Here is a 2,080-nt window from a genome sequence, read left to right on the forward strand (position 1 = left end):
TGAGTTAAGCCGCGCCGCGAAGCGGCGTCGGCTTGAATGAATTGTTAGGTGTGATGTTAGCCACGGAACGGCTCATCTGTACGAGGAGCGTCAGGCGCTTGCTTGTCTAGCGACTCGCGGTACTTGATGCAGCCACGCATGAAATGAGGCCACGCTGGCACAGCAATTTTGGGATCAACCTTCTCGGGCAGGAGCGCCCACAGAGCCGGATGGTGCCAGCACAGATCATGGCCAGTGGTGTCTCGGTGTTCGCGGATACCTTGGCGAAGTTTTATGACCTCTGCCACAAGTTGTTCCTGGGACATTTCTAGTAAATCACTATCCATCCATGACCTCTTAAATTTGCGGCGGACTTCACCATCACACCTAACAGTGATTATACGCCCTGCCATGAAACCTCAATGAACGTGACATCACAATGACTGAGGTTTCACAGCCACCAAATTGAATCTACCTCATTGATTCTACAGCGTGCAAAGAGAATTTTGGCGATGTAGCCAAAATTCGCGGGCTTGCGCGTTTTGCTCGTCTCAATAATACTGTTTTTATATACAGCACTATTGAGGCATTCTCCCATCCCCACATCCACTTGTCCGATTGGGCTTTTTTGCCATCCTCCTTGAGTACCTGGATCCGGGTTTCATCGGCCTGCAGGTAGTCACTGCCGTTCTGGGTTTCACGTATCAGGGTCATCAGCGGTTTGAACACGTCGTTCAGGCGGATGATCCAGTGGGCCATGCTGGTGCGGCTCAGGTCATGACCCAGGCGCTTGAACATCTGCTCCTGCCGGTACAGTGGCAGGCCATCGGCGTACTTGGACGTAATCAGATAAGCCAGTAGTGACGGTGTGGCAATGCACTTGCCCAGCGGGTGTGTAGACCGGGCAGCCGCGATGACTCGCTCTTCGCCGTCCTGCTCGAACACGGCCTTTTCCTGCCAGTACTCCAGGACTTTCAGTTGGGCCGGAATGTACTCCAGTTCTTCCTTCACTTTGGTGAAGAAGGTCCTGGAAGCTCCGGCTTTCTCGTCGTCGCTGAGGGTCAGTTCAATACGCTCACGCAAGAGCGTGACGGAGAAGCCGCGTTGACGGCGCTTGCGGGAGCGAGGCGGCGCATCGGCTTCTTCCACATCGTCAGGGAGTTCGTCGCGTAGTTCGTCAATCGCCACTTCCAGCTCGGCTTCATCGAACAACACGATCTGGTTGGGCTGTTTTTCACTGCTTGCGGCGAACTGCTGGATCTTCTTGTGACGCAGCAGCTCTTCGAGAATGGCGATGTAATTGTCGCGACGCCGGAGGGCCTCATCATGCTGCTGCAACTGACTCTGCAGAGCCGCTTCTTTCGCGGCCAGTTGTTCCTGCAAATCGTTGATAACCGCCGCCATTTCAGCGGGCGAGAGACCGCTGAAATCGGGTGTTTTGGGCGTGTTATCAAGCGTTGTTTTCATGGCGAAATGATAGCAAAAACAACGCCCTGACACACTTAAAAAGTGCTACCCAACGCTCTCATAATGCAGGGTTTTATGGCCCTGAAGCAGCGTAATGTCGTAGCCGTCCAGCAACCAGTTGATCTGCTCGCCGTTCAGCGGCATCAGCTCATCCGACGGGCCCGGCCATTTGAATTTTTCCTCGGCCAGGGACTTGTAGTAAAGCACAAAGCCGTTGTCTTCCCACATCAGGCACTTGATCTTGTTGCGCTGCCGGTTGGTGAAAGCGTAAAGCGCGCCGGAGAACGGACTGTGCCCCAGCTCCTGCTCGACAATCAACGCCAGGCCGTTGGCCTGCTTGCGGAAGTCGATAGGCTGTCGGTACAGGTATATCTCCGGCAGGTCCCAGGAGGGGCGCAGATAGCGGTGGCGCATTACAGTTGCCTCAGCACGGCACCGAGCAACTCCACATTGCCGGCGTGCAGGCCGGTGATCGAGACGCCGCCGGGCAATGACACCGTTAATCCTTCTGACGACTCCGGACCAGGCACTGCCGATACCTTGGCAAAGCCGGGCGACGACACGGGTTGCTCCGGAAACGACGCCTCCGGTTCGGTCAGCTTTTTACGCCAATAAACAAAGCGACAATAGGTTA

General features: G+C 55.2%; 4 protein-coding genes. All 4 read right to left on the reverse strand.

Annotated features, from left to right (window positions below):
• Window positions 1-56: 56 nt before the first annotated feature.
• Complete coding sequence (locus tag B7L72_RS03255; protein ID WP_016914161.1) at window positions 57-326, reverse strand: hypothetical protein; 270 nt, start codon at window positions 324-326, stop codon at window positions 57-59.
• A 124-nt stretch (window positions 327-450) separates the two neighbouring features.
• Entirely contained in the window at window positions 451-1,446 is a 996-nt protein-coding gene (locus B7L72_RS03260) for an IS66 family transposase (RefSeq protein WP_254893745.1), read from the reverse strand.
• A gap of 45 nt (window positions 1,447-1,491) precedes the next feature.
• Window positions 1,492-1,860 carry an IS66 family insertion sequence element accessory protein TnpB gene (gene tnpB, locus B7L72_RS03265; RefSeq protein ID WP_081136160.1) on the reverse strand — a complete coding sequence of 123 codons (369 nt, stop codon included), beginning with the start codon at window positions 1,858-1,860 and terminating at the stop codon, window positions 1,492-1,494.
• Window positions 1,860-2,080: IS66 family insertion sequence element accessory protein TnpA (gene tnpA, locus B7L72_RS18435; RefSeq protein WP_176212825.1), on the reverse strand; the 221-nt coding region annotated here is incomplete at its 5' end. The genes tnpA and tnpB, both read right to left, overlap by 1 nt.

It is taken from the genome of Halomonas sp. BC1, assembly GCF_002078135.1.
GTDB lineage: Bacteria > Pseudomonadota > Gammaproteobacteria > Pseudomonadales > Halomonadaceae > Vreelandella > Vreelandella stevensii.